Raw genomic sequence first — 26338 nt, 5'->3', positions numbered from 1 at the left:
ACCACTAGTAAGAGCCTATGCAGCATGTCGCGTGCCGCGAATTGGGTAGTTGTTTTCGGGATTCCGGATGAAACGGATGCCGCCCAAAAGCGTTTTCAGGTCAGGCCGAATGAAGGGAGCGTTTGAGATATCGATCAATTGCAACTGGCCATCGGCATTGATGACAAAAACACCAGGTTCGGCGAAGGGCCGGTCAGTTTCACTAGGTGAGCGTGGGTCCGAAACATAGAGACCGAGCCGCTCCATCTGTGCGATGCTCAGATCGTAGCCAACCGGAAACTTGGGTGTAACCTGTTCCATCTGGTCCCGCGCCTTTTCCTCTGGATCGGCGGAAACCGCGACGACGTCGATGCCCTGTGCATGATACTCAGGCAGCAGAGCATTCAATTCTTTGAGGTAGCTTGTGCACATCGGGCAATGTTTGCCGCGATAAACGACCACGAGCTGCCAATCGAACCCGTCACCTGGGCTGCTTAACGTCCGCGTTGAGCCGTCTAGAAAGTGGACATCCACTTTCGGAAACTCCGCACCGGCTGAAAGTTTGAGTGATGGCATGTTTGACTCCTTGTGATTTTGTTATGATTGTTATAAAACCACTCTCGAAATGAAATCAAGGGTTTTGTAATGACCGTCACAAAAAAAGTTGGGCGCCCCAAAAAGTTCGATAGAGATGATGCGTTGCTCAAAGCAATCGGTGTTTTCTGGAAACAAGGCTATGAAGGCGCGTCGATGAAACTCTTGACCGATGAGATGGGAATCAACAGCCCTTCTCTCTATGCGGAGTTTGGAGACAAGCATGCGTTATACCTCGAAGCTATTGAGCGTTACGCGCAAAATGATGCCTGTGCGCCGTTAGTGGCTTTGGAGACGGAACCCGACATCGCCAAGGCCGTGCGCGCCTTTTTTGAAGCCGCAATTGACTATTCAACACATCATGAAAGTGGTGCGCGCGGGTGCTTTTTAGCGACATGTGTCGCCACCAGCGCTGGTCATATTGACGGTACCGCAACCCTTTTGCGCGACGCAATTGAAACAACCGATACCCGCATCGCTGCACGATTTGACATGGAGAAAGCACGTGGAACCTTGCCCGCATCCTTTTCATCCCGCGATCAAGCGAAGCTATTGTTCGACCTTCGCCAAGGCATCGTTTTCCGCGCACGTGCGGGATACTCTCAGGCGGAGTTAACAGCAGATATCTCAAAATGCGTTGATGCTGTGATGGCACCAGCTTTGTGCCCAACTGCGACCGCGTAGGTTTGTTGTTTGCAGTAAGCATCAGCTCAGATCAAAGCGATCAGCCATCATGACCTTGTGCCAGGCATCAACAAAGTCGTTGATGAAGTGCTTTTCGCCATCTGACGAGGCATAGACTTCGGCAATCGCGCGAAGCTGGGTATTGGATCCGAAGATCAGATCTACACGTGATCCAATCCATTTGACCGCCCCTGTTTCATTGTCGTGGCCGACAAAAAGGCTATCGGTGCCTTCCATGGCTCGCCATGTCGTTGTCAGGTCGAGCAAGTTGATAAAGAAGTCACTACTCAAGACGCCGGGGCGATCAGTGAATACACCATATTCTTTCTGCTCGAAATTCGCGCCGAGAACGCGTAGGCCACCGACCAAGGCGGTCATCTCAGGTGCAGATAGGCCGAGAAGCTGTGCTTTATCGATTAACAACTCCTCCGAGGACATCACGAATGGACCACCTTCGTAGTTGCGGAATCCGTCGGCCGGGTTCTTTAAGACTTCCATATTATTGAAGTCTGTTTGCCCATCCGTCGCGTCGCTTCGACCCGGTACGAAGGGAACTTCAACATGATAGCCAGCTTCATGTGCAGCAGCTTCGATTCCTGCACATCCGGCCAGCACTATGAGGTCTGCTAGGGAGACTTTTTTGCCCATCGCGCTCGTTGAGTTGAATGTCATTTGGACAAATGTGAGAGCTTCAATAACGTTTTCGAGACGAGATGGCTCGTTCACTTCCCAGTCCTTCTGAGGTGATAACGCAATGCGCGCGCCGTTCGCTCCACCGCGAAAGTCAGAGCAGCGGAATGTTGAGGCGGACGCCCAAGCGATCCAAACCAAGTCAGCGATCGCGAGCCCACAATCCAGGAGCACGGATTTAAGTTCATCAACGTCATCAGCGTCAATCAACGGATGATCAATGGGAGGCAACGGATCTTGCCAAATCATCTGTTGGTTGGGCTTGTCGTGCCCTAGATATCTGCTGGAGGGGCCCATATCGCGATGGGTAAGCTTGAACCATGCTTGCGCAAAAGCATTGGAAAAGGCATCCGGGCTATTGTGAAACCGTCGCGAGATCGCGGCATATGCCGGGTCTATCTTCATGGCCATATCAGCTGTTGTCATCATTATGGGAGCCATGCCGGACCCATCAGCCTTGGGGGCGTGATCGGCTTCCGACAAGCCCACCGCATACCATTGCCAGGCACCACCGGGTCCGCGCGCCACATCCCAATCATAGCCCATCAGCACATCGAAAAAGCCCATGTCCCATTGGGTAGGCGCAGGTGTCCATGCTCCTTCTATCCCCGTAGTGATTGCATCAATTCCCTTTCCGCTGCCAAACGTGCTGGCCCATCCTTTCGCTTGCATTTCGATAGGCGCGCCTTCGGGTGCCGGGCCCAGATGATCATCGCTGGCAGCACCATGGCATTTCCCGAACGTGTGCCCACCCGCCACAAGTGCGACAGTTTCTTCATCGTTCATGCCCATGCGGGCGAATGTCTCCCGGATGTCATGTGCTGATGCAGCGGGGTCCGGTTTGCCATCCGGACCTTCGGGGTTCACATAGATCAGGCCCATCTGAACAGCTGCTAATGGCTGTTCCAACACGCGTTCGCCTGAATAGCGTTCATTGCCTAACCAGGATTTTTCCTTTCCCCAGTAGACATCGATCTCGGGCTCCCAAATATCCTGACGACCGCCAGCAAACCCGAGGGTTTCAAAGCCCATGCTCTCAAGCGCACAATTTCCAGCAAGGATGATGAGATCCGCCCATGATATCGCTTTGCCGTATTTTCTTTTGATCGGCCACAAGAGCAAGCGTGCTTTATCCAGGTTGCCATTGTCCGGCCAGGAGTTCAGAGGCGCGAAGCGTTGATTGCCGGTCCCGCCGCCGCCTCTCCCATCGGCGGTCCGATAGGTGCCAGCCGAATGCCAGGCCATGCGCAGAAGAAACGGCCCATAGTGGCCGTAGTCAGCTGGCCACCATTCTTGGCTGTCAGTCATAAGCGCGATGAGATCGGCCTTCAGACCAGCGTAGTCCAGCTCTTCAAACGCATTGGAATAATTGAAGGATGGTTGCAGCGGTATGGACTCTTGCGAATGTTGATGCAGCAGCCCAAGGTTAAGCCGATTTGGCCACCAGTCATTGTTGGCGGTACCGCGTTGCGTGTGCCCAAAGGGACAACTTGTCGGTATGTTTTGCTGATTTCGGTCTATAGGGCGCGACTGGTTCATCTGGCATCTCCATTCCTCGAATGTATATTGGCTACCTCTCTGAACAGCTGTCAGATATCGGGTTGTTGCGCGGGACATCAGGAAATTGCGGAAAAGTGACGTATCCAGTAATGGGAAGCTTCGAAAAAAATAGGAAAATTGGATGCCTATTTGCAGTTTCAAACATCCGATCGAAGTCAGCGAAGCAAGAATTCGATATTCATGCCATGATCCTGACAGCAATGCTTGGGTTTCCCTAGTATAGGTTAGTGGTGAGCTTGATCTCGAAAGTCGCCTGCGTCGCACTCTGTTGTGTCGTAAAGCATGGGGCAGTGGCTCTGCTAGATTGTTTCAGAGGAAGTATCCACTATGCCAGATTGCGAGCACTCCATTTGCGATTGCATTGTGCAGTTTGTATACAACCTTTGCGATCTGGACGCACAACTGAGGCAAGTAATCTGGTATGCTCTGTCTGAACGAAGCGACTTCCAAACGCTTCTCGTTAGATCAAGGAGCGAACTAATCCCAATCGGAGATGCCATTGCCGGACGAGGAATGACACTGGGGTGCGAAGTCAACGGCACGGTACGTTGGGTAGCAGCTGGCACAAATCTGCACCCCTTTCCCACTGGCCTGCACGCAACGCTAACGCAGGTATCCATATTGCTCAGCGGCTATTCAAAATTATCAGATAGTTGTCAAATCGGGATTCACACCACACGAAGGCACGGTGATTCAACAACAGCCGAGCTCTTTGAACGCTCCGCGATTTTTCTATCGAACGAATTACTGAGATATGAGAGCCTTTTGGATCGTCAGCAGAGCTGAATGCAGATTGTCCATACTAAGATACGTGAGTTTGACAGATTGTCGCATAGAACTAAGGTCTAAAGTGGTAAAACGCTAGCAAAGGAGACGAAATGGCCAATGAGAAAGCAATATGGGAGTTGCGCGGCCGTCAGTGGCTTTCGCCTGATCTCCATATAGGGTTTTCAGCGCCACTTCATGACGTCGACATTGAAGCCAAACCAGCTCACGATGTCTTAACCCTATATCAGAGCGACTTCGAATGTGAAACTGCATATAGTTCCGACAAACTGCGCAAGGCTGCATTCGAGCGAGGCGACATTACATTCACAGAAACTGATGCAGAATTGAAGACCCGAGCAGCACACTTCGGCGAGATCATCTACATTTCTTCGCCGACTGGATTGCAGAAGCGGATGTTGGCAGATCTGGCACCCAACGAGAGCCTTTCAGATTTCAGTACGTCCGGAGTTCAACTACCAAGGCAGCGTGAAATCTCACGGATGTTGCTCCAGTTCCTGGATTCCAACGGATTTGGCGGTCGGATGAAGGCTGAGGCCCTAACTTGCTTAGTCCTTACAGAACTGTTGGTAACGCGCCAGCCGAGAGATGATAAGCAAAACCTGGGTGGACTGGGACGTGCAAAAACGAACCGCGCAATTGAGTTTATTAATGCCAATCTCGATGAGGATATTTCGCTTGAGCGCATTGCCCTAACGGTCGAAATAAGCCCATTCCATTTTTCCAGAATGTTCAAGCAAGAAACTGGGATGTCGCCATATCAGTATGTTATCCATAGTCGCGTTGAATTGGCGCGTGGTTTATTGCTGACAGGTCGAGACTCGATCGCAGATATCGCAATTCAAGTTGGTTTTTCATCGCAAAGCCACCTCACAGAAAGCTTCAAAAAAATCGTCGGCACCACGCCAGCAAAGTTTCGGCGGATGGCTGCCCATTAGAGTGTCTCATCGCCGAACCTGATATAGACCGCTAAGCTCAACAACATCGACTCGCTGGCATGACTGAAATGACTGATGGACTGCATGTAGATCATAAGATCTACAGTCTCGACGAGCTAATGCCTTGTGGGGCTAACCTTTGAAATTAGTGAAACCAACATGAAGTAACGTCGGTAGATCCAGAGAAATTCAGAAAGAGGAAACGCCCGTGTTGCAGTCAATGTTGAACCGTAAACAGCCTGTATGGGCGCTTCTTTTGTTAGCGACGGCGAGTATAGGTATGACACTGTTGTTTGGAGCGCTTTTTTCAAAAGAACACGACCGTTTGATATCAGCGGCTATAAAGCACTGCGGCGACAACGTCCCTCTTATCCATGCGGGCGGCGTCGACTGCAAAGCCGGCCTAAGGGGCTCGAAGCTGCGTAATCGGACAGATTTCAGAACGAATAGCGAACATCATTTTCTGTGGTCACGCAAACCTAATTTGTAAAACACACGACTTGATCTGACATTTCTGCTCTTCTGGAGCGCAATCAAGGAGTGTCGATCAATGACAAGTATTCAAGAGAAGATCATCAAGCCGAAGCTGGGGCTGTTGGAACTGGCCAAACAGCTCGGAAGCGTGTCGCAGGCCTGCAAAGTGATGGGTTATTCGCGGGACAGCTTTTACCGGTTCAGAGAACTTTACGATCAGGGTGGCGAAGAAGCCCTGATGGATCTCAGCCGCCGCAAGCCGGTGATGAAAAACCGCGTGCCAGAACATGTCGAGAAGGCGGTCATCGAACTGGCCATCGACAACCCGGCTCTGGGTCAGAAACGGGCGTCGTGGGAGCTGCAGCAGAAAGGCATCATGGTGTCATCGTCGGGCGTCCGGTCGATCTGGCTGCGTAATGATCTGGAAACCATGAAAAAGCGCCTCAAGGCCCTGGAGGCCCGTGCCGCCCAAGAGGGTATCTTGCTCACCGAGGATCAGTTGGCCGCGCTGGAAAAAGCCAAGGCCAAGAAAGAAGCCCATGGCGAGATCGAGAGCCACCACCCTGGCTATCTGGGCAGCCAGGACACCTATTATGTGGGCACAATGAAGGGCGTCGGACGCATTTATCAACAGACCTTTGTCGATACCTATGCCCGCGTGGCGATCTGCAAGCTCTACACTGAAAAGACGGCAATCACCGCGGCCGACTTGCTGAACGACCGCGTGATCCCGTTCTTTGCAGAGCATGAGATCAGCCTGCTGCGCGTCCTGACAGACCGGGGCACGGAATACTGTGGCAAGGTCGAGAACCACGCCTACCAGCTTTATCTGGCCGTCGAGGACGTGGACCACACCCGAACCAAGGCCAATTCTCCGCAAACAAACGGCATCTGCGAGCGGTTCCATCGCACCATCAAGGATGAGTTCTACGACATCGCATTCCGCAAGAAACTGTATCGGTCAGTCGAAGAGTTGCAGGCCGATCTGGATGCGTGGCTGGCAAAGTACAACGAACAGCGGCCACATTCGGGACGTCACTGCTATGGCAAAACACCTATGCAGACCTTCCGCGAAACGCTACACATCGCTGTCGAGAAGACGATCAAAACGCACGACCAATCGGACAGTGCGCAACCCGTTCTCAGCGTCGCAAGCTGAGATGTCCGTCAGATCAAGTCTGAAGTTTTACACTTGAGTTCGTCATAGCTAACGTCGGGAACACCCGCTGCAACCCTTTTCAGGCCTGCATTCGTTCCCAAACCATACAAACAAAGAAGAAGGCGCTGGTCACGCACATCGCGCGGCAATGTCTCCCGGGTGGCTGATGTCTCGAAGGCATCGAGAAAACCCGTCTCCAATGCGGTTTCTTTCAACGTGTCCAGCAAACCCGTCATGGGCCAACGTCGTCCGATCTCGGATTTTAAGGTCATCAGCCGCTTGGGCTCGGGCACTGGATCAAAGGGCGTGATGCCGATCCTGTTTTCGCCAGACCAGCGTATCCTCACCTTTTCATTGGAAAGCATTGTCGCATTCAGTTGAAGCAGTTCCTGTTCCAACTGTTCACGCACGGAACCCGAGAAGGCTTTTGCATCTCGGGTCAGGTTCAACCTGGTATAGTAAACCTCCCGCTTCTGCGGGAAATCTTTGGGCAGATCATCATCTGGATTTCGATACCTGTCAGCACCCGCGATCCAGATTTCCTTGGCGCGTATCCGTTCTCGCAGTTGGGTCAACACACAAAGCTCAAATGAAATGACGTTGAGTCGTCCCCTCTGATCAACGACTGTGTCTCGCCATTTGCGGGGAATTGACCCTTCCGGGGCCAGTGATTCAGGCACAAGTCGTCGCCCTTCTTCATTCAAACGCACGATCAGAGACAGCGCGTCCAGAATGGGCCGCCAGGTTTCATTGTTCGAGTGAAATTCCAAAACGGAAAGCAACGATGGCAGCATGCGCCGGTAGTGGCTGGCATAGGAACCGCGCATTATCGTCTGTATCCGAACGTCCAATGTACCCTTGGCCCGGTGTTCATCTATGATGGCCTTCAGCTTGACCGCTGTTGCCACTGGGAAGATCACATCAGCGACCCGTCCATTTGGGGTCAGCATTGCTGCCGTTGCAATGTCCACAAGTAACCGTTCTTTGCCATGTACCTTCTCGATATCAGCAGCAATCCTGCTGATGACCTTGCGTCGGGATTTGGTGCCAATCCGATGCACAACTTCAAGCAATAGATCCGCAAGCCCGTCAATCATCCGCGCGCGGCGGGACATGAGATAAATGGCGAACAGACCAAGGCGTCGTGCCTTGCTATGTCGTCGCATCTCGGTTGCTGTTTCTCCTTCCACCCGGCGCGTCAGCGTAGCGAGCCATGACGGATTAATATGCGCCAATAGTTCAAATGGCAGAGCCAAGCTGTGAATGAATTCCAGTCTTTCAGCCGCATCCAGCACGTTATCCAAAGTCGCGGCACCAACGTCAGCTTTCAGACGCTGAAACCCGTGGTCCTCGCTTGGATTGGCAAGGCAGCTTTCCAGCTTGGAGATCGTTTCAGGCGCCAATGCGTTGAGTACTGATACAAGATATCCGTCCAGAAATTCCCGGCGGACCGACCGTACAATCCGTGAAAGCGCTTTTTCGGATGGCGGAATAAACCCATGATCCCTGAACCGAAGAAAACTTTGCTGGATCATCTCAGCACCTGAACCGCCCAATGGGCAGGCTTCCGTCAACAACCAAGTTTTCAGGGCAGCAAGATCACCCGCAGTAGCTCGAGAAAGATCCAGATGTTCGATCAGTTTGACCCGGTATCGGCGTGCTGTCCGATCATCGAAAGAACGGTGCGGGCGGGCGTCAGGCTGTTCAATCTGCGAGGCCACATACAAAAGAGCGTCATCGGAAATACATGACCAATCCTCTGCAAACCGGCCTGTGCGACGGAGATGGCAAAGCTGAAGCGCTACTTCCAGGCAGGCATCTTCTGGCAATGCGGCCAGAAACAGCAGATCGTCAAATGACAAACCCCAATCTCGTGCAATATCCGGTGTCACTTCGGCCTCCGTAAACATCAAGACGACATCTTCAGCCGCCTTAATCCAGACGGCAACCCGCTATGTTCGCAAATGTTCCAGAATCTGTCCGATTGCGCAGCCTCGAGCCCCCTAGGCCAAGCCGCTGAACCGAAACAGTAACTACCTTGGAGAACAAGACAGCAAAATTGGGCGAACCACAACTAAGTGGCATCCGAAAGATTTTTAAATCAGTGACTTGAGAGCCGCAACGACATCTTTCTTTGACACATCAAACGGCAAATTTCGGATTGGAGATCCGTCTCGTAATATGAGGTCAGCCAATGCGTTGAGGCTCTCTTGTGTCATACCATTTAGACCAATCCCACCTAGTGTGGTTGGCAAGCCAACTTTCTCGTAGAACGGCCTGAGCTCGGCCAAGTCGTTTTCGGCCTTTTCAAGCCGCAACTGAAATAATACACCAAGCGCTACCCGTTCCCCGTGCTGAATGGAATGATCGGAGCTGAACCGTGAGACAGCGGCATCGAGTGCATGAGCAGCGGCAACGCCAGTGTTTTCAAATCCAACCCCACTTAGGAAAACATTGGCCTCAACCACGCGTTCAACTGCTTCGTTGACCGTCTTACGTTTGACAGCCATGAACGCTTCGACGCCAAACTCAAGAATAGTCTCATGACAAGAACGCGCCAACGTCATGGCGACGTTCGAGATCGCGCCCCCTCGAAAATTCGTCTTTCCTTTTGCGTGACACGCTCGTGCTTCAAACCACGTGGCTAGTCCATCTCCCATGCCTGCGACAAGCAATCTGGCAGGCGCTTCGGCAATAACTCTTGTGTCAACCAACACTACGGATGGGCTGCGATTGAACCGCATGACGCCGATATGGGTATGGTCTTCATCATACTCCACAGCAATTGAACTGACGGGACCATCAGTCGACGCTATCGATGGAATCGACATGAATGGCAATTCTAGTTCCGATGAGACGGCCTTTCCAGCATCAAGCGCTTTCCCGCCGCCGATGGCACTGATGATGTGAACCTCACGATCCTTTGCAACAGATTTTAAACGGTCAATTTCAGAGCGGCAGCATTCCCCACCGAAATCTGTCCAATGGTGCGCGACTTTGGCAGATTCGAAGCTGTCCGAAACCTGTTGTTCAACCAGACCACGTACCAACTTGTCAGCGAAGACCAGGGCACTTTGGCCAAGTTCACTCGCCGCATTTCCAATCCGATTCAAAGCCCCTTGCCCTTGAATGTATTTCGCGGGCATTCCTAAGACCCTGTCCATAGCGCTCATCCTCCCATTACAGCCGTCAAGCCACCGTCAACGTAAAGAATATGCCCATTTACAAAGTTGGACGCGTCAGACGACAAGAAAATTGCCGCACCCACTAGATCCTCAAGCTGTCCCCAACGCTCAGCCGGAGTACGTTTCATGAGCCACTCATTGTGAACCGGATCATCCTTTATGACTTGCGTGATTTCTGTGAGGAAATAACCTGGCGCGATACCATTCACCTGAATATTATCGGCTGCCAGTTCATCGCACATCGAGGCCGTCATCATTGCTGCAGCGGCTTTGGAACCAGAATATGCGACGGCACCTTTTCGACCAAGTTTTGAAAGAGCTGAGCATATGTTGATGATTTTGCCAGCTTTGCGATCTTGCATATAGGGTGCGACAGCACGTGTAGTCAGGAACAGGCCGTCTATGTTGGCTTGTATGACTGTCTGATAGTCGTTTGCCGAGATATCGGCCATGCGACCCCTTCGGTTGGTGCCAGCATTGTTGATCAAAACATCAATGGGACCAATTTCCGCTTCAATTTTTTTGATATTGCTTTCGATCGTGTCGGGATCCGAAACATCGAAGGCGGCCGTTTCAACGTGAATTCCGGATTTCCTGAGCTTGTTTTCTGCGACTTCTAGTTTGTGAACATCACGGCCATTAAGCACTATTTTTCCGCCCGCAGCGCCTATTCCTTGTGCTAGACCCAGACCGATGCCACTTCCAGAACCGGTAATCAGGAACCGCCGTTCCGCAATGTCAAATAATTTGGTTGGTTGTAGGAAATTTGTTGACATCTCTGCCCCTCAAGTTTGGTTGGTTCATGTGGCCTAAATGCTCATCTGATCCACTATCTCGATGCTGAGTATGTTGATGACGATTTACTGCTAGGCTATCGATCGTTGGATGATTTTTCTCTGTTCGAAAAACCTTTGATATGAGATTTTCCATAATTTTGCACTTCCAGTTCAAGCAACTACTTGCCCATTCGCAAGCAAATTATCCCAGCCAAAGACATGAATGCCGACAACGAGAATATAGACAATATTCCTGTCAGATTGGGTTCAAACATAACCGTTCTGGAGGGATTCAGTTGGTCATATCTCACACGAATTTCCTGACCTAACCTCAAGTTCTTGTTCACACCTTGTCTTGTCTTGAACGAGTCTACGACAAATGGCTCGGACAAAACTTTAACAACGCTTGACTCGAATTGGACGCCGTCAACTTCGTAAACGTATCTAACCAAAGCGGTAGATTTCGGATATGGAGCCTGTCTAGCCAATGAAATTTGTGCCGTTGTGGATGTCCAACCATTATACTTTGAAGAATTAACCGCATCCACCATTCCGGACCAGAACAACCAGCCGGAACCAGCAAAGAGCAGGCCACTCAATACTCTCTTGGCTGTTGCCAGTTGATTGGCGAATAACACGATGATGCTCCCTGCGGCCCCGAACTTGAGAGATATAAATGGTCAGAGCATGAGTTTATTGGTCTTTGTTTGCTCATGCTCTGACACTTAGCTGAAAACAATCATGCTACTCTGCCGGACTTGCTAGCCCGTCAGCAGCATTGTCACGACGCGCATCATTGAACATCGCTTTAGCAAGAGAGATGCACATCAGCACCATCACGAAAGTGAAGGGCAATGCGCCGATAATCATCGCACTCTTGATGGCTTCCAGACCGCCACCACCGGCGACCAACAAGGTACCGATAACTAGCGTCAGCAAAACACCCCAAATGATGCGGTGCTTCACGCCGGTTTCTTGTGCGCCACCAGACATGATCGTGTTCATCACAAGGATGCCCGAGTCCGCAGATGTGACGAGGAACGTCATGATCAGCACCACACACATGATAGAAATCGCGGCAAGGAACCCGCCCGAAATCATTTCGCCCAGAGTTACGAACAGTTTCGCCGTCAGGGACGCGCCGATGATCGCGCCGTCTGCGCCACCGTTCAACTCCAGATCAATGGCAGTACCGCCGAGGATCGTCATCCATGCGAAACACACCAGCGACGGTGCGATGACCGCACCGAGGATGAATTCACGAACCGAACGACCCTTGGAGATACGCGCAAGAAACAGCCCAACAAATGGCGAGAACGCGATCCACCAAGCCCAGTAGAACGTGGTCCAGCCTGCTTGCCAGTTGAACAAGCGACCTTGCGAGCCAGCGTCATAGACTGCGGCCACTGTGGCCTCGTCCAAGCCAGCTGCAGCTTCTGGCAGGTCACCTTGGAAGCCCGCAAGCGAACCCCAGGCATTTGTTGCGCCACTATACAACTCACCCGCCAAAGGCGCTGCCGCTTCTGGCAGAGCAGCCGTAAAGGTGGCTTCGCTTTGTGGTCCGTAAGCCCCAAACCCAACGGGGATGAACTGGATCAGGTAGTCCACGAACGCTGTTGCATAGGTTGTCATCGCAAACAGAAACGAGCCGAAGAACACGAAGGTCAGCAGCAAGATCAGCGACAGAACCAAGTTAAGGTTCGACAGGTACTTCACTCCGCGCCCAACGCCAGACACAGCTGACAGAATCGACATCGACATAATTACGATAAGCGCCGCAATCAGGCCGACAGTAGATGGCGCAGGTGCTTCAGTTGAACCGTTCATGATCCACTCGATGCCGGAAATGGAATAGACGCCCTCAACGAACTGGCTGATGCCAAACCCGATGGTAACAGACACCCCCAAAATAGTCGCGATAACACCAAGCACGTCGACAATGTGGCCTACGAAACCGTTGGCAAAACGACCCAGAATAGGCGTCAGCGCTGAACGGATGGTTAGCGGCATGTCGCGCGTGTAGGCGTAGTACGCAAGGCTCAGGCCGGTCACCACGTAGATCGCCCAGGCGTGGAAGCCATAATGCATAAACGTGTAGCGGAACGCCGATTTCAACGCCTCCGGCGAGTTTGCATCAACGTCGCCAGCTACGATCGCGGGGTTGGACCCCCAAAGCCCAAGCGGCTCAGCAGTTGCATAAACCATCAAGCCAACACCCAGACCAGCGCCGAACATCATGGAAAACCATGAAAAATTCGAGAATTCTGGCTTCTGACCCTCCGGCCCTAGCACCTTTTCCCCGGTGCTGGGGATCGCGGCAATAACGAACAGAAAGATGGCAAATGCGCCAACAGCCAGGATGTAGAAAGTGTTGAAGTTGTTCAGCAAAGCCCATTGCCACTCGCTTAATTTGCCGCTCGCGGAGAGCGGCCAAATCAAAGCCCAAAGGACAAGGGCGACCATCGATATTTTGCTAATTAGGGCAATCGGCAGACTGTACCCTTCGTAGAAACCGGTTTCTTGTGTCTCGATTTCTAGGTCCGTAAACGGTTCTCTTATAGACATTTTTTCCTCTTTCTGTTGGCGTTTTGCAAGATTTACAGTTCTGCGCCTGCTTTCATTTCTTGCCATCGTAAGACTGCGGTTGCCCCGGGTCTTGTAATGAAATTTGGGGGTAGTCTGGGCGGCTCCGGCGATTCTAGAGCGCGCTTAAGCCGATCAGATTGTGTGTCCGTCGCCAATTCTGCTGCAAGCATACCAGAAAGCGTGCCACGCGTAGTTCCCAACCCGTTTTGGCAACACGCGGAATAAAGTCCGTTCTCTAGTTCTCTGACGACACTCACATTGTTGCGGCTGAGACAAAGCCGCCCGCCCCAACGATATTGCATGTCTACCCCTTTCAGCATCGGAAAACGCGCATCAAAGGCACGATCATGGTCACGGCCGACAGATTTGATACGATTGTCCGAGACCTCCATCGACGGGTCAAAAGTGAAACGGTTCCGTACGACGATGCGGTGCCCGTCCGCCGCCTTGATACGGCGCACCGTTGTTCCCATCGGGTCCGCGGGTGTAATCCCCCAAGTCGACTGCCCGCCAAGTTGCACGCATTCCGCATCGCTTAGCGCGCGGGTCATCGAGGCGTAGGTAAACACATGCATCAACTGATTTGGCAGAAAGCCAAAGCTGTTGAGGTGACCATTAACGGCCAAGATGACTTTTGGCGCTGTCACCGACCCATTAGGTGTTGCGGCTGTCCAATCAACATCTTTGGACAGATTCGTCACTGGGCTGTTTTCGAATATTTGCACGCGATTGGACGTCAGACCCCTTGCAATACCGCGCACGAAAGCTGCGGGTTGGATCATTGCGGTTCCTGCCGTAAACAATCCGCTTTGGTAGTAATCCGTACCGGTCAAGGCCTTCATGTCAGCAGCGTCGAGCATTTCGTGCGACTCGCCCATTGCAGCAAGATGTTGGGCATACTGTTGGTTGTGTATGTCGCCTTTCGCTGTGGCCGCGCCATTGACCTTGCCGCTGCGCACGAAGACGTTCTCGCCCAGCCCAAAAACGGAAGCCATTTGCGCCGCAAAATCTATCGCGTGACGATTATCTGCCGTCAGCGCCATGTCCTTTTCCAATGCGCCCCCATAATCCGACGAAGCCAGATCGTGCGGCAAATCGATCATGAAGCCAGAGTTGCGGCCTGCGGGCCCTTCCGCCACACGCCGCGCTTCAAGCACCACAATCCGGTCGGTTGGGCAAAGCTGTGACAACCTGTGGGCTGCGGCCAGCCCCGCAAAACCCGCGCCTATCACCAGCCAGTCCGCGGTGATGGTGTCTTTGAGTTCTTGTGCCGGATCGGCGTCCTCCAACAGCCTGTTCCAGGCGGCGGGCCCGGGGTCGACTGGTAGTTTTTTGACGTCGATCCGGCTCATATTAGAGGTCCTGATTCAGCGCGTCCGCTGCCGGGATTTCACGCTCGCGACGCGCGATGTAGTCCAGTAACGCTTCATCAACGGCGACGTCTAGTTTGGGGTCTTCATACTCGTTGAGCAGATCACGGACCCGTTGCAAAGCGCGCTCATTGATTTCGACAGAACCGTCAGCCTGCCATTGCTCGATGGAGTTGTTGTCAAACATCTCTGGCATGAAGAATGCCTTTTGGAAATTCTCCAAGGTATGCGGATGGCCTAGGTAGTGCCCGCCCGGACCAACATCGCGGACGGCCTGCAGTGCTTCGTCAAAGTCATCCCATTTGATACCCTGCGCCATGCGATAGCCCATTGCGCATTGTTCTGCATCGACAACAAACTTCGCCATCGAACAATGCATGCCGGCCTCGTTCCAACCTGCTGAGTGCCATATGTAGTTTGCCCCGGACATCAGAACCGCCATCATTGTGCTGGCGCTTTCGTATCCGGCTTGGGCGTCGAATGTCTTGGCTCCGCCCAATGTGTTCGAGGTCCGCCATGGAATGTTATAGTGCCGTGCCATTTGGCCGATCATCATGTTCATCAAGCTGATCTCGGGCGTGCCCGCCATTGGCGCCCCGGATTTCATTGACACAGTCGACAGATAGTGGCCGTAGATCGCAGGTGTCCCCTTCTGGATAACTTGCGTGTAGGCCAAGGCGCTCAGTGCCTCAGCGTTCAGCTGCGCCACGGTCGGCGCGACGCCTGCGGGCGTGTTAGCACCACCCAAAACAAAGGGAGAGCACAGCACGGGTTGCTTGTATTTCGCAAAGGCCCGCATCGCGCCCAGCATGGTCTCATCCCACACCAGCGGGGAGTTGCCGTTGCAGTTCCCGGTCACGACCGGATTGTTCAGCATGAACTCTTTGCCAAACAAGATGGCGCACATTTCCATGACGTCTTCGGCGTTCTTGGGGCTGGTTGTCATGCCCATAAACGTCTTGTCGCTATGCTTCATCGACGAATAGGTGATCCGCAAATGCCGTTGGCTGATCGGATGATCATATGGCTCGACGATGTGGTGTGCTGACGAATGGATCGCAGGCAGCATGTGGCTGAGTTTGTGGAAATTTGCCAGATCGTCCAGCGTCGGGTTGCGGCGCTTGTCTTCCAGGTCGCGTAAATAGGGCGCGCCAGTCATGGGCACAAAGATCGAATGGTCGTTACCGAACGGCAGGTTATTGGCCGGGTTACGCGCGTTGTAGGTGAAGCTGGCAGGGATCGTCTTTATCAGATCCCGCACCAAGCCACGGTCCAGATGCACGGTTTCGCCGCGCACATCTGCCCCTGCTTTCTTCCAGTCTTCCAACGCGATTGGATCGCGGAATACAACACCCACATCTTCCAGAATGCCCAAGGAGGCGTTATCGATTTTTTCAATCTGTTCTGCGCTCATGGGTTCCATCAACGGAATGCCGCGCTTGAGCGCAGGCAACATTTTGATGTCACGTTTTTGACGAACCGCCTTACGTGCGCCGCGCCCACGACGTGTTTTTCCTACAGCATCAACGCTCATCCGACGTTATCTCCTTCAGATGGATCTGTCAGATCGATCCAGATTGTTTTGAGTTCAGTGAATTGATCATGGGCGTGTACGCCGTTGTCGCGCCCGCCAAAGCCCGACTGTTTATAGCCGCCAAACGGGGTCGAGATGTCACCTTCCCCGTAGCAATTTACAGTCACGGTGCCTGCACGAATGTCACGCGCCGCACGGATCGCCCGTCGGGTGTTGGCCGTAAACACGCTGGCCGCGAGACCGTATTCGGTCTGGTTGGCAACCGCGATGGCTTCGTTGTTGGTGGCTACTTCGATCACACTCAGAACGGGGCCAAAGATCTCGTCCTTGGCTTTAGAATCGTCTGCGCCGACCTCGTAAATTACGGGCGACACAAATGGGCCGTCACCCATGTCTTTTTTGTTCAGAAAGCTGCGCACCTTGTTGCAGTGCTCGGCGTCAATCAGCGCGCCGATACGGTTGCCGGGGTCCAGCGGGTCGCCCACTTTCCAGTCGCGCAACCTCGCCTCGATGCGTTTCAGCAACGGCGCTTTGACGGTCGCATGCACGATCAATCGCGACGTCGCCGAACAGTTTTGGCCTGCGTTCCAGAAAGCCGCGTTGACTACGTGCTCGGCGACGTGATCGAGGTTCTCAGCGTCATGAAAGACCACAGCCGGATTCTTGCCGCCGCATTCCAGTACAATCTTCTTGAGATTGCTGTCAGCCGCATAACGTAGGAAGCGCTTGCCGGTCTCGGTTGAGCCGGTGAAGCTGACCATGTCCACATCCATGTGCATCCCTAAAGGCTCCCCTACCGAGGGACCGTCACCCGGCAACACTTGTAACACGCCGCGTGGCACGCCCGCTTCATGAGCCAGCTCCGCCACCCGCAACGCGGTCAAAGATGTCTGTTCGGCAGGCTTTACGATCACTGAACAGCCAGCCGCCAGGGCCGGACCGATTTTCCAGGCCAGCATCATCAATGGAAAGTTCCACGGCAGCACCGCACCCACCACACCAATCGGTTCGCGCACAATCATCGATATTGAATCGTCTCCGGTGGGCGCCGTTTGGTCATAAATCTTGTCGACTGCCTCAGCATGCCACTTGATGCAGTGTATAGTCTCAGGCACGTCAATTGTTTCGCAATCGAGGATCGGCTTACCGCTATCAAGGCTCTCCATAACTGCCAGTTCGCGACGGTTGCGCGTCATCAGTTTGCACAGCCGGATCAGCACATCTTTGCGGTCGGATGGATGCATCTTGGACCAGCCGCCTTGGTCGAACGCTTCGCGGGCCTTGCCCACGGCAAAGTCCACGTCATCGGAGTTGCAGCCCGAAATTTCGACCAAATCATCCCCGGTAGCCGGGTTAATGGTAGCAAACTTCGCCCCGCTGCCTGCGCGGAACTTGCCGTCGATAAAGGCAGTGCGAGGCAGATCCAGATCTGCTGCAATAGCCTGATACTCGCCAAGTGTCAGAAGATCACTCATATCGCCTCTCCGATGATTTTGGAAATTGTGGTGTTCATGGTGCGGATCACTTCGGCCAGTTGCCGTTTGTCATCCTTGTTAAGCGGTTGTAGTGGCTTCCGCGGCGGACCGGCGTCGATGCCGCGCAGTGTAAGCCCGTATTTGATGCATTGGACAAACTTACCGCCCTGCTCAAGCACGCTCATCAATGGCAACATCGCTGACATAATGGCGCGCCCTTTGGTAAAGTCACCTTCTACGGCGCAGGCTTTATAGAGCGCAATGTGGGCCTCCGGGGCGAAGTTGGACCCGGCACAAACCCATGACCGAGCGCCCCATGCGAAGAATTCCAACGCTTGGTCGTCCATACCGCACGAGAGCCCAATATGCGGATAATCGCGCGCCAGCATATGGACACGGTTGATATCACCAGAGCTTTCTTTGATTGCGCAGAAATTGGGAGAACGACCTAATCTATCCAGCGTTTCTTCGTCCATGTTGACTGACATTCGGCCGGGATAGTTGTATAGCATCACAGGGAGGTTTGCCGCACGATCAATGGCTAAAGCGTGCAGTGCAATTTCGCGGCCTGTCGGGTAAGCGTAGGGTGGGGTTGCTATCAAGAGCGCATCGGCCCCTGCCGCTTTCGCCGCCTCCGCGAAACGGACGCTATCTTCTGTCCTGATCGCGCCGGTGCCCACGATCATTGGCACTCGACCCTTAATCAATTCGGCGCAGCGGTTCATCATCCAGATCCGCTCTTGTTCGGTCTGTGCATAGTATTCGCCGGTCGACCCAGCCACGATGATGCCATGAACACCCGCTCCAATCAGATGTTCGACTGTCTTTTCGAGAGCGTCTTCATTGCAGGAAAAATCATCGAAATACGGGGTTACAATTGGTGTGTAGATGCCTTCAAAGCGCATTGCGTTTGTCTTTCATTGAGATCACGTCTAGTGGAAGCGGATCGGGCCGGACGTATTTCTCTAGTTGGTCGCGAGAAAGGTCCCAGTGTTGCAATGTCAAATCAGTAGCTAAGGCTGGTTCTTGCGCCTCAACGGCGGAAATCATTGCGTCATGTTGCTCTACGGCTTTGACGACACGGGATTTATCGGCCTCAGACTGTGGCGCAAAGAATGTTTGCCCTAGTCGGGTATGATCGACCAACATCCGCTTCAGCCCCGCTAGCAGATATGGGTTCCGCGCCATATGGCCAATTTGCTCATGAAAAGCATGGTTCAGTAGGCCAGCCTGGGCGGCCTCCCCTTCTTTTGCTTTTTCGGAAAACCGCATCTGGATATCTTTCAGCTCAGCGAGCTGACGCGAAGTCCTGTTTTCGGCAGCTTGTCTTGCGATCGAACAATAGACCAATGGCGCGGTTTGGAAGAAAACGCGCATCGTCGCGATGTCCATCGACTCGACTTTTGCGCCGCGATTTTCTTCAAGCCTAACCAAGCCCCCCCCAGCAAGACGGTGCAGAATTTCGCGCAGCGGTGTCCGAGAAATGCCGTACTCCTCTGCTAGGCTGGCTTCATCAAGATCACTCCCGGGCACGATATCCAGGGTCAGAATGCGATCCTTGAGATCAGCAGCACAAAAGGCTTTTTTGTGTTTTGGCATTATCTTTCTCCTATACTTATTGTATACAAATACAATACAAACAACGTCAACGAAGAAAAAACGCACAAGCCTGTGAAAAACTCATTCCAGAATCTTCGCTTCCCAAGAGAGCCAGAGGAGTTTGTATTTCTCCTTTTGGAGGGGTTTACGCACCTCGCGTTGTCTTCGAGCATTGAGGTCTTGCGGGTTGCGAACCTGCTGAGCGAACAGGAGCTTTATCGTTGGTCTTTGATGTCACCGCAGGGCGAAAACCAAACGAGTTCGAACGGTCTGGTCACCCTAGTCGATTCAGAGCTCCGGAACTTGCGACAAAGAACAAAGCTCTATGTCGTTTCAGGTGTTAACGCCCAATCGAAGGGCGACGACCGGCTCTATAACTACTTACGGCTTCAACATAGGCACGGCGTTCAACTTGGGGCGCTATGTTCTGGGGCTTACATACTAGCACAAGCAGGTCTTCTGAGTGATCATTCATGCTCAGTTCATTGGGAGTACTACCCGCTGTTCCGCGAAAACTTCCGCGACATAAACCTCAGCGAAGAGGCTTTCTGCGCAAACGGTCGACCGTTTACTGCGTCAGGCGGAACAGCTGGAGCGGAACTCATGCTTCATCTTATCAAACAAGACCATGACGCGGACTTTGCACGCGCCATCGCCGATCAATTGGTCCTGCCCAGGGTGCGTGCGCAAGGCGAATTGCAAAGAATGCCCAATCACATCCGTTACGGAACGAGAAATCAGATTTTGCTGCGGACATTAGAATTGATGACGGCCAACATCGAAGAGCCTCTTACTACACCTGAGATTGCGCATCTGATTGGCGTATCGGTAAGACAAATCGAACGGATTTTTCGTAAGTACATTGGGCATTCTCCGGGGCGGCATTACAAACGGCTCCGGCTTGATCAAGCTAAAAACTTGCTTTCAACAACTGACATGTCGATCATCCAGGTTGCGCTTGCCACAGGTTTCACTTCTTCCTCTCATTTTTCAAAAGTCTTCAGGTCGGAATTCGGTGAAACGCCTTATCTACATGCGCAGCGTCCTGACAGGACGGACCGCTAATTCGATGGCAGCCAAATTGACCAGATGGGTCGAAGTATGCATAGACGCCATACCGTGTCAGTGACGCAACCATCGGCTGCGCTCTTGTGGGCCCCATCGGAAGGTTTGTTCGTAGAACCACGCTAAGGAAGAACTTCCAGCGAACACAATCAGGTTCCCCAGTCTCTGGCTGGCCTGATGTTCAGTGGCCGCGCAATTTTGCGGTCGGCGGCCCCGGAATGCCAATCGAAGTCGCCTGATAGGATGACGTGCTCCCATCCGAGCGGCGAGGTATGCGCAAGCAGCTTGGCGTCATAGAGGGGGCTGTTCTGCGCGAGGTGGTTGGCGGCCTTGCCCATGTAAATCGTGTTCCAAAACGTGATGGCGGCGATGACGGGGTTGAGCGCCATGGCCCGTTTTTGTTGGGCCGCGTCAGAGCGGTCATGAATGCGCCCTTGGGCGTGGGCAAAGACGGCCCTGGCCAATGAGTGGCGCGCTTCTCCTTTGTTCAGGCCAGCGTGGCATTCCATGCGTAGGTCGGCGCTCTCGATCCAGTCGAGCATGAAGAGTGTGCGCTCGATCCGGCCGATTTCACCCAGGGCGAGATATAGCCGGTTTTGCTGGCGGTACGCCCCAAGCTTGCGCAGGATTTCAGACGGTTTGAGAGACTTGTCGCGGATGCTGGCCGCGAGCCGCATGATATCGCCCCAATGCTGCCGGATCACCTCTTCGTTGATTGGCCTCCCAATGAGGGAGGACAGAGTGGGCCACGCCTTCGCGCTCCCGAAGCATGCCAGCCGCCGGTCAGGAAAGTCGCGCAGGCGCGGGGCAAAGGTCATCCCCAAGAGATGGAACAGGGCGAAGACGTGGTCCGACACGCCGCCGGTATCTGTGTAATGTACAAGTGGGTCGAAGCTGGCCGGGTTGGTCAGGAGGCCATCAAGCACGAAAGGGGCTTCGCCTGCCGTTGCCCCGATGACGCTGGAATGGAAGGATCCGTACTGGCCCGACAGGAAGGAATAGAGTTTCAGGCCGGGATCAGGCCCGTATTTCGCGTTGATGAGCCCGCTGCCGCGATTGGCAGCAAAGAACTGGCCGTCCGATGAGCTGTGCTCCGCCGCACCCCAGTGCTGCGCGAAGGGCAAACCATGATGGGCGTCGACGATACGCCCCAAGGCATCCGCGAATGTCTCCGGCCGAAGATACCATGTCTGCGCCCAAGTCAGCTGCGCGTGGCTGACACGCGATGAGGCATGGGCCATCCGCTCCAGGCCGAGATTGGTGGCCCCGGCCAGGATCGTGGCCAGAACGGCGGCAGGTTCATCGTGCTGCTTGCCAGACCGCAGGTCAGTGAAGGCATCAAGGAACCCGGTCTGCGCGTTTACCTCCCAGAGCAACTCCGTGATGCGGATGCGGGGCATCACGGCATCAATCGCCCGTTCCAGTCGCACGGCGGCGGGCGGTGTGACCGCGTCATGCGGCGTAATCTTCAATCGCCCGCGCTCAATTCGGACACCAGAGAGCGCCTTGCGCTTCAGGACGCGCTCTACTTGGTCAAAACGTTTCTCAATCGTCACTCGCCGATCAGACAACCATGCTTCCGGATCTGTCTCGAAGCCCGCATTCCGCATAATGGTTTCAGCCTTGTCCCGGGGCTTCAGGTAGCTGTCGAACCGGCGATACTCACGGCTTCCGTCGACCCAGATATCCCCGGCGCGCAGGCGCTCGCGCAAGGTGGACACAACGGCGGTCTCGTACACACGCCGTTGTGGCTGACCATCCTGGACGATCAGCGACGACCAATGTTTGGCCGCGAAGGGCATGGGCGGATCATCGGGCAACTTGCGTTTACCTGTGCGGTTCTGTTCGCGCAGCAAGGCGATTGCGTCCTTGAGGTCATCCCCCGCATCGGTGGCCTTGAACTCGAAAGCCTCAAGGAATGCAGGGGCAAACTTGCGCATATAGGCGTAGCGCTCAGCCGCCAGAGCGAGCGGGTCACTCGTTGCCAGCTCTCCGAAACCAGCGATTTCGTCACGCTTGCCCAAGAGAGTTTCCCATCCGACATCAGCATCCAACGCAGCAAAGGGATCTTGCCCCAGATCTTGTGCGCGGGCCATGGCATCAATGGACGCGCCAAAGAGCTGCATCAGCTTGCCAACCCGGGTTTTTCCCATGCGCCAGACCTCCTCTTGGCGATTGCGGGAACGTGAGAAGAGCTGGCCTGTCAGTCGCTCGAACATGGCGATGGTCGCGTCGGTGATCGTGATGGATAAATCCGCCATCTGCGCCGCGAGCGTTGCAATCCGCCGTCGTTCGCCAAAATCGTTCAGCAAGCTCACAGGGGCCACAGCGCCCTCGCGCGCGAACTTGAGCAGCCGGTCGGGGTGGAGGCCGTGCCCAAGGTTTGGCGGTAAATTCAGCGATCGCAGATAGTTCAAGCGATCCAGAAGCGCGGTCATGCTGGCCGGACTGGTCGAATACGGATAGCCCCGCAACCACGTGAGACGCGTTTGCCCAACCGATGGATCATTGACCAAAAGCGCCTGCAACTGGACACGTTGCTCCGGTGAGAGAGCATCAAACAGCGCGGCGGCAGCCTCGCGCCGGGCGCGGGCCCGCCCTTTCAGCGCAAGGCGCTCGAGCGTATCCACGCTCGGCAACACCAGATGCTGCTTGCGCAGCTCCCCGACCAGCGTCTCAACAATCTTCACGCCGTGATCCGTCGCGAAGGCCGCCCTCGTGGCGACATCCTCCGCTTGCTGGACATGTTCAGGTCCGAAAGGGGCAAGCCCCAAGTGGCGCATCGCGACGGCATGATGTTCGTGCCGCGTATTCCGCCTGATGGCATATTCGTCGAGAGTACAAGCCTCCACCTGAAGTTGTTCAGCAAGCCAAGTGATCAGTTCCGCTGGCGGCATGATGCCGTCGCTCCACCCGAAGCCCGGGTAGCGCAGCAGACAAATATGCACCGCGACACCAAGGAGGTTTTCGGCGCGACGTCGAGTGCGGATCAGGTCAATGTCGTCCCCGCTCAGCAGATAATGGCGGATCAAAGCATCAGGATCTGTCGGCACCTCGAAGAGGTCTGCATGCGCGCGGGAAGAAAGTAGTCGGCGGGCCATAAGGTGTCCTCAAAACGTAGTTGCACGTTTGAAGACCTCGAATATTATGGAGACCAATAAAAAGACATATTTTCCACGCCAATTCAGGATCACATCGATGACGTGAAGTCAGGCCACAAAACGGCCGTTTTGGCGACACCATGACACGCACTGGCGACATCCTCGGATACGCAAGAGTCTCCACCGCCGACCAAGACCTGTCCGGCCAAAAAGACCGGTTGCTACAACACGGCGCTATTCGCGTGTTCGAGGACGTGATCTCCGGCAAGACGTTCAACCGACCTGGGCTAACAGAACTGCTTGATCAGGCGCGCCCCAACGACACCCTCGCCGTTATCCGCCTTGATCGTTTGGGACGCTCGCTCAAGGAGCTGCTGGAAACCGTCGATGACCTGAAGGCCAGAGAGATCAACCTGATCAGCCTTGAAGAGCGGATCGACACGACATCTGCCGCTGGCGAACTCGTATTCCACGTGTTCGGGGCCATCGCGCATTTCGAGCGCCGCCTGATCTCAGAGCGCACCAAAGATGGCCTGATCAACGCCCGAAAGCATGGTCGCAACCCTGGGCGCCCACCATTGCAACCCGAGACAATCTCAGCCCTCCAGGATCTCGTCAGCGCAGGACAATCCGTCGCCCAGGCCGCAAAACACCTCGGCATAGGCAGATCAACAGCTTACAAGGTGATCAGAAACGCTACACCATAAGCCATGTTCAGTTTTCGTTCCCCCTTAGCGTGGTTCTACGAAGAAACCTTCCGATGGGGCCTTGTGGTCCACGAACGCTAAATCTGCCGGCATCGCCCTCCTCGCGATGTTCAAATGGGCTGCCCACAACATAAAGTAACCCTAGTGCCTTGACTGACCGTCCAGTCATGTATATCTGGCCTGACATACCTCATTATTCACCAAGGAGATTTCTGTCATGGCCAAAATCGTTGATCGCGAGGCAATGCAGAACAGTCTGTTAAATGCAGCGACGGAAGTATACATTGAAAAGGGATACCATTCGGCGACCATCGCTGATGTGGCAGAAGGCGCAGGTGTCGCTAAAGGTACCCTATATCTCTATTTCAAGAACAAAGAAAGTATCGCAGTCGCAATCGTTGACCGGCACTTTGAGAGGTTGCAAGCGAATCTTATGACACAAAGCAATCCTGAAACTCTTGAAGAGATGATGGATCGACTCAGAAACAGCACGACAATTCCGGACGATGCAACCCGCCTCATTCGTTTGTTCTATGAGATGTTTGGCCCAAGCCTGGATGGTGACCCCGTTGTCACAAAGCTTGGAGAATTCTTCGAACAACTGGGCCTCAATTACGAAGCGCAGATCGGATACCTACAGTCCAAGAAACTGGTTCATAGCGATATCGATCCCGCCCATTTTGGCAGGGCCCTCGCCTCGGTTGTTGATGGCCTGATTTTGCATCGAGGATTGTTCAGCCTCCCAAAACAACGATTTGCGAAAATTCGCGAACAAGCGCTCAATATGGTTCATCGCGGACTTGTGCCCGCATGAATTTCATTCCTTTTCATTCTCCTTTGTCGATGCCCGTCGCGTTGTAGTAGGCGGGCATTTGTAATTCTAAAACAAGAAGTAATCTGCACCGTCATTCTCTTTGCGTTTCGTGACTCAATCGAGAACTGATATCAGTTCTCCTTCAAACCATATTTTTATTTGATTAAAATCAATTACTTAAGGAATTTCTACGAAGAAAAATGAATATATGACTGGACGTCCAGTCACGATGATATAGATGACTGACTATCCAGTCACGACGACTTCACTAGAACGAAAACGAAGGACATACCAAATGAACAAACCAGCTTTCGATCCCAACAACCGCATGTCCCCTCCCGGCCTGCCTGCGCACCTTGCAGATGCGATCAACCCAGATACGCCGACAACAGGTGTTCCGACACCGCGTGTTTCTCGGGCGTTCTACATGGGCGACTTCAAAATCACGTCGCTGCTTGATGTGACTGGCCTACAGAACGACCCAAAGAGCGAATACGCCAAAGAGGTTCCACAGGCCGAGTGGGAACAGGTGTCTAAAGACAACTTCCTGTCCATCGAGGAATTGCAGTTCTTCATCACGCCCACACTTATTGAGACACCCAAAGAGCGCATCTTGATTGATGCGGGCATGGGCAAAGGCGGTCTGACCGCTTCTTTAGCTGAGGCAGGCGTTTCACCAGAGTCCATCGACGTTGTGATCATCACACACCTTCACCCAGATCACATCGGCGGCTTGATGTCCGAGGGCCGCCCAACCTTCCCGAACGCGCGCTATGTTGCCGGTGCTGTAGAGTATGACTTTTGGAAAAAGATGCCGCTCGACATGCTGCCTGCCAAGCTCGTGAAAATGATGTTCACGCCGCTGGCCGAGAAAACCACGTTCATTGGTGCCGGTGAAACGACGGTTTCAGGGATCGCGGCCATCGAGTCCTTCGGGCACTCCCCTGGCCACCTCTGCTTTATGCTCGAAAGCCAAGGCCAACAGATCATGCTGACCGCCGATCTTGCGAACCACTATGTTTGGTCTTTCGCAAAACCGGATTGGGCCTTTGGTTTCGACGGCGACACAGACATGGCGTCCAAGTCACGTCGCGAAGTTCTGGGCATGCTCGCAGCCGACAAAATCCCGATGATTGGCTACCACATGCCATTCCCAGGCGTCGGCCATGTTGAGACCCGCGAAGACGGTTTCCGCTTCGTGCCGTTCACATACCAGATGCACGGCTAAAAGCGCTCGGGGATGGCGCAAGCCATCCCCACCT

20 protein-coding genes are annotated in these 26338 nt (G+C 53.8%); 7 read left to right on the top strand and 13 right to left on the bottom strand.

Annotated elements, in window-relative coordinates; translation table 11 throughout:
• Window positions 1–15: 15 nt before the first annotated feature.
• Complete coding sequence (locus tag AABB31_RS01435) at window positions 16–555, bottom strand: peroxiredoxin-like family protein (protein ID WP_342074937.1); 540 nt, start codon at window positions 553–555, stop codon at window positions 16–18.
• Between the two features lie 69 nt (window positions 556–624).
• On the opposite strand from AABB31_RS01435, the gene AABB31_RS01430 reads away from it, so the two are divergent.
• On the top strand, window positions 625–1257 hold the full coding sequence (locus tag AABB31_RS01430; protein WP_373634732.1) for a TetR/AcrR family transcriptional regulator: 633 nt from the start codon (window positions 625–627) through the stop codon (window positions 1255–1257).
• Between the two features lie 21 nt (window positions 1258–1278).
• Here the strand turns inward: AABB31_RS01430 and katG are convergent, their stop codons facing one another.
• A complete protein-coding gene (gene katG / locus AABB31_RS01425; RefSeq protein ID WP_342074939.1) occupies window positions 1279–3486 on the bottom strand; it encodes a catalase/peroxidase HPI in 2208 nt (735 codons plus the stop codon).
• Window positions 3487–4385: 899 nt separating this feature from the next.
• Between katG and AABB31_RS01420 the strand changes: the two genes are divergently transcribed.
• A complete protein-coding gene (locus AABB31_RS01420) occupies window positions 4386–5231 on the top strand; it encodes an AraC family transcriptional regulator (RefSeq protein ID WP_342074940.1) in 846 nt (281 codons plus the stop codon).
• 550 nt (window positions 5232–5781) lie between these two features.
• Window positions 5782–6864, top strand: a complete 1083-nt coding sequence (locus tag AABB31_RS01415; protein ID WP_342074941.1) for an IS481 family transposase — start codon at window positions 5782–5784, stop codon at window positions 6862–6864.
• Window positions 6865–6872: 8 nt separating this feature from the next.
• On the opposite strand, the gene AABB31_RS01410 is transcribed toward AABB31_RS01415, so the two are convergent.
• From AABB31_RS01410 to AABB31_RS01365, 10 genes are all read right to left on the bottom strand, one after another.
• Complete coding sequence (locus AABB31_RS01410; protein ID WP_342074942.1) at window positions 6873–8756, bottom strand: DUF4158 domain-containing protein; 1884 nt, start codon at window positions 8754–8756, stop codon at window positions 6873–6875.
• Window positions 8757–8960: 204 nt separating this feature from the next.
• On the bottom strand, window positions 8961–10028 hold the full coding sequence (locus tag AABB31_RS01405) for a glycerol dehydrogenase (protein WP_373634770.1): 1068 nt from the start codon (window positions 10026–10028) through the stop codon (window positions 8961–8963).
• A gap of 5 nt (window positions 10029–10033) precedes the next feature.
• On the bottom strand, window positions 10034–10825 hold the full coding sequence (locus AABB31_RS01400; protein ID WP_342074944.1) for an SDR family NAD(P)-dependent oxidoreductase: 792 nt from the start codon (window positions 10823–10825) through the stop codon (window positions 10034–10036).
• 179 nt (window positions 10826–11004) lie between these two features.
• Window positions 11005–11463, bottom strand: coding sequence for a DUF3592 domain-containing protein (locus tag AABB31_RS01395; RefSeq protein ID WP_373634731.1), 459 nt, complete (start codon window positions 11461–11463; stop codon window positions 11005–11007).
• A gap of 106 nt (window positions 11464–11569) precedes the next feature.
• Window positions 11570–13390, bottom strand: a complete 1821-nt coding sequence (locus AABB31_RS01390; RefSeq protein ID WP_342075169.1) for a BCCT family transporter — start codon at window positions 13388–13390, stop codon at window positions 11570–11572.
• 32 nt (window positions 13391–13422) lie between these two features.
• Window positions 13423–14763, bottom strand: coding sequence for an NAD(P)/FAD-dependent oxidoreductase (locus tag AABB31_RS01385; RefSeq protein WP_373634730.1), 1341 nt, complete (start codon window positions 14761–14763; stop codon window positions 13423–13425).
• 1 nt (window position 14764) lies between these two features.
• Window positions 14765–16315 (bottom strand): trimethylamine methyltransferase family protein, encoded by a 1551-nt coding sequence (locus tag AABB31_RS01380; protein ID WP_342074946.1) that lies wholly within the window; start codon window positions 16313–16315, stop codon window positions 14765–14767.
• The gene (locus AABB31_RS01375) at window positions 16312–17790 is read right to left on the bottom strand and encodes an aldehyde dehydrogenase (protein ID WP_342074947.1); all 1479 of its coding nucleotides are present in this window, start codon (window positions 17788–17790) and stop codon (window positions 16312–16314) included. Before AABB31_RS01375 ends, AABB31_RS01380 begins: the two co-directional genes overlap by 4 nt.
• Entirely contained in the window at window positions 17787–18695 is a 909-nt protein-coding gene (locus AABB31_RS01370; RefSeq protein ID WP_342074948.1) for a dihydrodipicolinate synthase family protein, read from the bottom strand. Before AABB31_RS01370 ends, AABB31_RS01375 begins: the two co-directional genes overlap by 4 nt.
• Window positions 18685–19389 carry a GntR family transcriptional regulator gene (locus tag AABB31_RS01365; RefSeq protein ID WP_373634729.1) on the bottom strand — a complete coding sequence of 235 codons (705 nt, stop codon included), beginning with the start codon at window positions 19387–19389 and terminating at the stop codon, window positions 18685–18687. Before AABB31_RS01365 ends, AABB31_RS01370 begins: the two co-directional genes overlap by 11 nt.
• Between AABB31_RS01365 and AABB31_RS01360 the strand changes: the two genes are divergently transcribed.
• On the top strand, window positions 19378–20454 hold the full coding sequence (locus AABB31_RS01360) for a GlxA family transcriptional regulator (RefSeq protein ID WP_342074951.1): 1077 nt from the start codon (window positions 19378–19380) through the stop codon (window positions 20452–20454). The genes AABB31_RS01365 and AABB31_RS01360 overlap by 12 nt on opposite strands.
• 149 nt (window positions 20455–20603) lie before the next feature.
• On the opposite strand, the gene AABB31_RS01355 is transcribed toward AABB31_RS01360, so the two are convergent.
• Window positions 20604–23555 carry a Tn3 family transposase gene (locus AABB31_RS01355; RefSeq protein WP_342074952.1) on the bottom strand — a complete coding sequence of 984 codons (2952 nt, stop codon included), beginning with the start codon at window positions 23553–23555 and terminating at the stop codon, window positions 20604–20606.
• A gap of 140 nt (window positions 23556–23695) precedes the next feature.
• On the opposite strand from AABB31_RS01355, the gene AABB31_RS01350 reads away from it, so the two are divergent.
• From AABB31_RS01350 to AABB31_RS01340, 3 genes are all read left to right on the top strand, one after another.
• Window positions 23696–24262 carry a recombinase family protein gene (locus AABB31_RS01350; protein ID WP_342074900.1) on the top strand — a complete coding sequence of 189 codons (567 nt, stop codon included), beginning with the start codon at window positions 23696–23698 and terminating at the stop codon, window positions 24260–24262.
• Window positions 24263–24479: 217 nt separating this feature from the next.
• A complete protein-coding gene (locus tag AABB31_RS01345; protein WP_342074953.1) occupies window positions 24480–25076 on the top strand; it encodes a TetR/AcrR family transcriptional regulator in 597 nt (198 codons plus the stop codon).
• Window positions 25077–25371: 295 nt separating this feature from the next.
• Window positions 25372–26304, top strand: a complete 933-nt coding sequence (locus AABB31_RS01340) for an MBL fold metallo-hydrolase (protein WP_373634728.1) — start codon at window positions 25372–25374, stop codon at window positions 26302–26304.
• The last annotated feature ends 34 nt before the right edge of the window (window positions 26305–26338 follow it).

Source organism: Yoonia sp. SS1-5 (genome assembly GCF_038443705.2).
In the GTDB taxonomy this organism is placed as follows: Bacteria; Pseudomonadota; Alphaproteobacteria; order Rhodobacterales; family Rhodobacteraceae; genus Yoonia; species Yoonia rhodophyticola.
The sequence above is the reverse complement of the archived record's forward strand: the minus strand, read 5'-3'. Positions and strand labels throughout refer to the sequence as shown.

Excerpts from the sequence above, each read along its gene's own strand:
- AABB31_RS01340 (WP_373634728.1), top strand. The coding sequence starts at position 25,372 with ATGAACAAACCAGCTTTCGATCCCAACAACCGCATGTCCCCTCCCGGC.
- AABB31_RS01415 (WP_342074941.1), top strand. The coding sequence starts at position 5,782 with ATGACAAGTATTCAAGAGAAGATCATCAAGCCGAAGCTGGGGCTGTTG.
- AABB31_RS01400 (WP_342074944.1), bottom strand. The coding sequence starts at position 10,825 with ATGTCAACAAATTTCCTACAACCAACCAAATTATTTGACATTGCGGAA.
- AABB31_RS01435 (WP_342074937.1), bottom strand. The coding sequence starts at position 555 with ATGCCATCACTCAAACTTTCAGCCGGTGCGGAGTTTCCGAAAGTGGAT.
- AABB31_RS01370 (WP_342074948.1), bottom strand. The coding sequence starts at position 18,695 with ATGCGCTTTGAAGGCATCTACACACCAATTGTAACCCCGTATTTCGAT.
- AABB31_RS01350 (WP_342074900.1), top strand. The coding sequence starts at position 23,696 with ATGACACGCACTGGCGACATCCTCGGATACGCAAGAGTCTCCACCGCC.
- AABB31_RS01385 (WP_373634730.1), bottom strand. The coding sequence starts at position 14,763 with ATGAGCCGGATCGACGTCAAAAAACTACCAGTCGACCCCGGGCCCGCC.
- AABB31_RS01365 (WP_373634729.1), bottom strand. The coding sequence starts at position 19,389 with ATGCCAAAACACAAAAAAGCCTTTTGTGCTGCTGATCTCAAGGATCGC.
- AABB31_RS01345 (WP_342074953.1), top strand. The coding sequence starts at position 24,480 with ATGGCCAAAATCGTTGATCGCGAGGCAATGCAGAACAGTCTGTTAAAT.
- AABB31_RS01375 (WP_342074947.1), bottom strand. The coding sequence starts at position 17,790 with ATGAGTGATCTTCTGACACTTGGCGAGTATCAGGCTATTGCAGCAGAT.
- katG (WP_342074939.1), bottom strand. The coding sequence starts at position 3,486 with ATGAACCAGTCGCGCCCTATAGACCGAAATCAGCAAAACATACCGACA.
- AABB31_RS01430 (WP_373634732.1), top strand. The coding sequence starts at position 625 with ATGACCGTCACAAAAAAAGTTGGGCGCCCCAAAAAGTTCGATAGAGAT.
- AABB31_RS01355 (WP_342074952.1), bottom strand. The coding sequence starts at position 23,555 with ATGGCCCGCCGACTACTTTCTTCCCGCGCGCATGCAGACCTCTTCGAG.
- AABB31_RS01420 (WP_342074940.1), top strand. The coding sequence starts at position 4,386 with ATGGCCAATGAGAAAGCAATATGGGAGTTGCGCGGCCGTCAGTGGCTT.
- AABB31_RS01380 (WP_342074946.1), bottom strand. The coding sequence starts at position 16,315 with ATGAGCGTTGATGCTGTAGGAAAAACACGTCGTGGGCGCGGCGCACGT.
- AABB31_RS01390 (WP_342075169.1), bottom strand. The coding sequence starts at position 13,390 with ATGTCTATAAGAGAACCGTTTACGGACCTAGAAATCGAGACACAAGAA.
- AABB31_RS01405 (WP_373634770.1), bottom strand. The coding sequence starts at position 10,028 with ATGGACAGGGTCTTAGGAATGCCCGCGAAATACATTCAAGGGCAAGGG.